Genomic DNA, 4844 nt, shown 5'->3' with positions numbered 1-4844 from the left:
CTGAGCCCCACCGTTTAGTTGGTGGGGTTTATGGATCGGTTACGGTGCTCCGGTTCCCCGCGCGGAGGACACCTGGGAACTCAGTCGCTTTGCCATCTGCCAGCAGAGCGGTCGCCCCTATGCGTTTTCCGATCAATCGCTGATCGCCATCCGCGCGGTTGTCCACTTTGGCGTCGAGCGTGGCCTGAAGCGATTCGTCACGGTGACCACGGTGGGCGTCGAGAAACTGCTCATCAGGCTCGGCCTGGATATCCGGCGACTGGGCCCAGCCAAGACCATCGGTGTCGAGCGCGCCGTCGCGCTGTCCATCGCCCTGAACCACAAGACGCTGGATGCCCTGGAGACAACGGGCGCGGCGTCCAACCTGTCAAACTGATAGGTTGTCCCGCCCACGGATTGATAGATGATTTGGCCCCACACCGGGCACGCCCCGGTTGCCGCTACGAGACACAGGTATCACCGCTCTCATCATAAATACAATTGGATTGTGGAGACGACACATGGAAACCGTGACTGATTTGCCAAAAGGCGACACCACCGCATTCGCCAGCCGGGAAACCTGGCCAGCCTTCATCACCGCCACCGCTCAGCAAGACTATCTGACAGCCGAGGCGGGCCTGCAGCGGGCCCTGGAGCAGGGGTACAGCCATTGGTACATCGACGGCAGCCTCGAAGGCGAACGTCCCTCCGACTTCACCACACAACGCCTGGCGGCGCTGAACGAACTGATCGCCAGCAGCGGCGTGAAACCGATTTTCCACGGCAACTTCAAGGCCCCCCTGGGCAGCGATGTCGAGGATCTGGCCGCTGCCGCCCTGGACTACGTGAAAAAAGAGGTCGACATCTGTGCCGCCCTGGGCGGCGCGCCGCTGATTGTCCACGGAGGTGGCGTGGTCGAGCCGCGCCTGGTCAAGGAAGCCCGCCAGAAGGGCCTGGAACGCCTGGTGGGCAACCTGCGTGAGCTGGTGGCCTATGGCAAGGCCCGTGGCGTCGAGATCTGGCTGGAGAACCTGTGCAACTACACCCGCTTCCACCCCTTCTACTACATCTGCACCACGGCAGACGAGGTGGAACATGTCCTGGAATCCGTTCCCGGTCTGCACATGTTCCTGGACGTGTCCCACGCCTATGTCAATGAGGGCGATCCGCTGTCCTTCTTCTGGAAATTCAGCGACCGGGTGGTTGGCATGTCTTTCAGTGACAACAACGGCGACCGCGATTCGCATTTCCCGCTGGGTCAGGGCAACCTCGATTTCCCGGGCCTGATCGATGCCATTCAGTACACCGGCTGGAAAGGCATGGTCGGTTTTGAAACCCGTGGTGGCACCCTGCGTGGCAGTGTCGACTTTCTCAACCAACTCGTAGCGTCCAGCGCTCGATAACCTGCGGTGCCGACGGCGGACTCGCTTCGCCGTCGGCGCCAGGAGCTCCCTTCATGGCCAACCAAGCGTCGATCACCGACTCGTCCGGCGAGCAACGCCGGGTCGGTCGCAACTCCTTCATCGAGGGTTGCATCGATTCACTCCCCGTGTGCCTGACCTTCATGTTCCTCTTCTTCTCCATCGGCGCCGCCAGCCGGGATGCCGGGTTCTCGGGGCTGCAGGCGCTGATCATGACCTTCACCGTGCACGCGGCGCCACTGCAGGTGTTCCTCGCCCAACATGGCGCGAACCTGACGGTGATGTCGATCCTGTTCACCACCCTGGTGGTCAACTTCCGCTTCCTGATCATGTCCTCGGTATTGACCGAGCACTTCAAGGGCGTACCGCTGTGGAAGTCCCTGCTGTCCGCCCAGTTGCTGTCGATCTCCACCTTCACCCTGTCCAACGCCAAGAAGGGCATGATCGCCAACGTCTACAACTATTACCTGGGCTGCGGCATCAGCACCCTGTCGATCGCCATCATCGCCACCGGCCTGGGCTACTGGGTCAGCGGCGAGCAGAACCCGCTCCTGCAATCGGTGATCGGCGTGATCCTGCCGATCCACTTCACCGTGCTCGCCTCGCTGGCCTGGCCGAAACTCAAGCCGATGATCGCCACCGGCGCCGGGTTCGCCCTGACCCCGATCGCCGGCCGCTACCTGCATGACTATCAGATCTTCGTGGTGCCTTTCGCACTCGGCGCCGCCCTGCTGATCTGGGACGAACTGTTCGAACGGAAGAGCCAATGAACAACTGGACGCTTATCCTCGTCGCCTCGCTCGCCTCCTACGTGCTGCGCGCGCTGCCCATCCTGGTCTTTCACAAACTGCCGATAGCCTCCGATGGCCTGATCTACCGTTTCCTCAACTACGCGGCCTTTGGCGTCATGGGCGGCATCATCTATTCCGCCCTGCTGGGCGAGCGTTACTACAACGACTGGCTGGGACATTTCGAAAACCCCACGGCCCTGCTGAAGCTGGCCACCCTGTGCCTCGCCGTCTTCCTCGCCGCGCGTTTCCGGGGGGTATTCAAGACACTCTTCATCTGCCTCGGTTTTTTCATCGCCATGACCTTCTTCATAGGAGCCTGACGCAATGCCCGATTCTCGCCCGACATCGCCGGACCTGGAGCAACTGCGTGCACGCCACGCCGAACTTCGCGACCGCCAGCAGCCGATCAACATGACCCGCGGCCTGCCGTCATCCGAGCAGATCGCCCTGTCCCGGGATTTTCTCAGCCTGCCCGGCAGCCACCCGTTCTCTTCCGCCGACGGCCAGGACTGGCTCAACTACGGCGGGCTGCAGGGCGTCCAGGAGGTCCGCGAACTGTTCGGCCCGGCATTGCTGGGGCTGCCTGCCGATCAGGTGGCCATTGGCGAAAACTCCAGCCTGGCCCTGATGCATGAAGCCATCGGCCATGCCTGGATCAGGGGCTTCGCCGGCATGCAGCCATGGGGCAAGGCCGACAAGGTACGCTTCATCTGCCCTGAACCTGGCTACGACCGGCACTTCTCGATCTGCGAGTACTATGGCATCGAGATGATACCCGTGACGTTGAACGACGACGGACCGGACATGGACGAGGTCGAACGGCTGGTCGCGGCCGACCCGAGCATTCGTGGCATGTGGTGCGTCCCCAGGCACGCCAACCCCAACGGGGCGATCTACAGCCAGCAGGTGGTCGACCGGCTGGCCAGCATGTTGACCGCCGCCCGGGATTTCCGGCTGTTCTGGGACAACGCCTATGCGGTCCATGACTTCCACGAGCCCACCGATACGGCGCCCGACGTCTACGCGGCCTGCGTGCGGGCCGACCACCCGGAGCGGGTGATCCTGTTCGCCTCGACCTCGAAGATGGTCATCCCCAGCTCCGGCATCTCGATGATCGGCGGCAGCCCCGAGACCCTGCGCTGGTGGCTGCAATGCCGCCAGTACAAGACGATCGGCCCGGACAAGGTCAATCAGGTCAGGCACCTGATGTTCTTCCGGACGGCGGACAACCTCAGGGCCCACATGAAACGCCATGGCCAATCCCTGGGAGCGAAGTTCGAACGGGTCCAGCAGATCTTCAGCGAGCACCTGGCGGACCTGCCGGAGGTCAGTTGGTCACGTCCCAGCGGCGGCTACTTCATCGCCCTGCTGGTGCCCGAGGGACTGGCCGGGCGGGTTGTCGCGATCGCCCAGGAAGCGGGCGTGAAAATGACCCCGGCGGGAGCGACTCACTGCCATGGCCGCGACGCCCGGCAACGCCACCTGCGCATCGCACCGTCCTATCTCGACCTCGCGCAGATCGAACAGGCCGCCGAGGTCATCGCCAACGCGGTAAGGCTGGCCTGCGCCGAACGCGAGCCTGGTCACTGACGACCTGCCCGGCATCCTGGCATGACGGGCGAACCCCGTCATGTCGTTTCATCGCACCGCTCCAGGAGTCGCCATGAGCGAACTGTCATTACCCACTGCACAGGATGTGCAGGCTGCCGCCATGCGCCTCGAAGGGCGCGTACGACGAACACCGGTGTTCACCTGCTCGACCCTCGACACCTGGCTGGAAAACCGGGTCTATTTCAAATGCGAACAGTTCCAGCGCATGGGGGCGTTCAAGATCCGGGGTGCGCTCAACGCCCTGATGCAACTCGATGCCACCGCCAGGCAGCGCGGCGTGGTGGCCTACTCCTCGGGCAATCACGCCCAGGGGATAGCCCTGGCCGCGAGGGAACTCGGGATCCCAGCGGTGATCGTCATGCCCTCGGATGCACCCGCCGCCAAGAAGGCCGCGACACTGGGCTATGGCGCATCCGTGGTCGAGTACGATCGCCACGCCGAAGATCGCCTGGCGATCGCCCGACAACTGCAGCAGGACCACGACTACAAGTTCATCCCGCCATTCGATCACCCCGATATCATTGCCGGTCAAGGCACCGCCGCCCTGGAACTGTTCGAGGAAGTGGGGCCGCTGGACGCACTGCTGGTACCGGTAGGCGGCGGCGGACTGATTGCCGGCAGCGCGCTGATCGCCGGCTCGCTGGCGCCGGCCTGCGAAATCTTCGGGGTGGAACCGGAAGCCGGCAACGATGCGCAGCGTTCGCTGCACTCCGGTTCGCTTGTCACCATCGCCACGCCCCTCACTATCGCCGACGGGGCCCAGAGCCAGTCGCTGGGCCAACTCACGTTCCCGATCATTCGGGAACGGGTCACCGACATCGTGACCGTCACCGACCAGGAACTGCTGCAGGCCATGCATTTCCTCGCCGAAAGAATGAATCTCGTCGTCGAACCCACCGGATGCCTGGCGGCTGCCGCAGCGTTCAAAATGCGCGAACAGCTTCGGGGCAAACGGGTTGGCGTGATATTGTCAGGCGGCAATGTCGACCTCGCCCACTACGCCCGCCTGCTGCTTGAGCTGCCTGTGCCCGTAACGGGCTAG

The 4844-nt window shown here is 63.4% G+C and carries 6 protein-coding genes; all 6 read left to right on the top strand.

The window, feature by feature from the left end:
• Positions 1-202: 202 nt before the first annotated feature.
• The 6 genes from K675_RS33975 (at position 203) to K675_RS0118800 (ending at position 4844) form a co-directional block, all read left to right on the top strand.
• A complete protein-coding gene (locus K675_RS33975; RefSeq protein WP_017905040.1) occupies positions 203-376 on the top strand; it encodes a hypothetical protein in 174 nt (57 codons plus the stop codon).
• 124 nt (positions 377-500) lie between these two features.
• Entirely contained in the window at positions 501-1382 is an 882-nt protein-coding gene (locus K675_RS0118820; protein ID WP_017905039.1) for a sugar phosphate isomerase/epimerase family protein, read from the top strand.
• A 53-nt stretch (positions 1383-1435) separates the two neighbouring features.
• On the top strand, positions 1436-2170 hold the full coding sequence (locus K675_RS0118815) for an AzlC family ABC transporter permease (RefSeq protein WP_017905038.1): 735 nt from the start codon (positions 1436-1438) through the stop codon (positions 2168-2170).
• Positions 2167-2511, top strand: a complete 345-nt coding sequence (locus tag K675_RS0118810) for an AzlD domain-containing protein (protein WP_017905037.1) — start codon at positions 2167-2169, stop codon at positions 2509-2511. The genes K675_RS0118815 and K675_RS0118810 overlap by 4 nt, the downstream gene beginning before the upstream one ends.
• Positions 2512-2515: 4 nt before the next feature.
• A complete protein-coding gene (locus K675_RS0118805) occupies positions 2516-3781 on the top strand; it encodes an aminotransferase class I/II-fold pyridoxal phosphate-dependent enzyme (protein WP_017905036.1) in 1266 nt (421 codons plus the stop codon).
• 73 nt (positions 3782-3854) lie between these two features.
• Positions 3855-4844 carry a threo-3-hydroxy-L-aspartate ammonia-lyase gene (locus K675_RS0118800; RefSeq protein WP_017905035.1) on the top strand — a complete coding sequence of 330 codons (990 nt, stop codon included), beginning with the start codon at positions 3855-3857 and terminating at the stop codon, positions 4842-4844.

The sequence above is a fragment of the Pseudomonas fuscovaginae SE-1 genome, from assembly GCF_000364705.1.
Classification (GTDB): Bacteria; Pseudomonadota; Gammaproteobacteria; order Pseudomonadales; family Pseudomonadaceae; genus Aquipseudomonas; species Aquipseudomonas fuscovaginae_A.
This window is presented reverse-complemented; position numbering and strand designations above follow the sequence as displayed.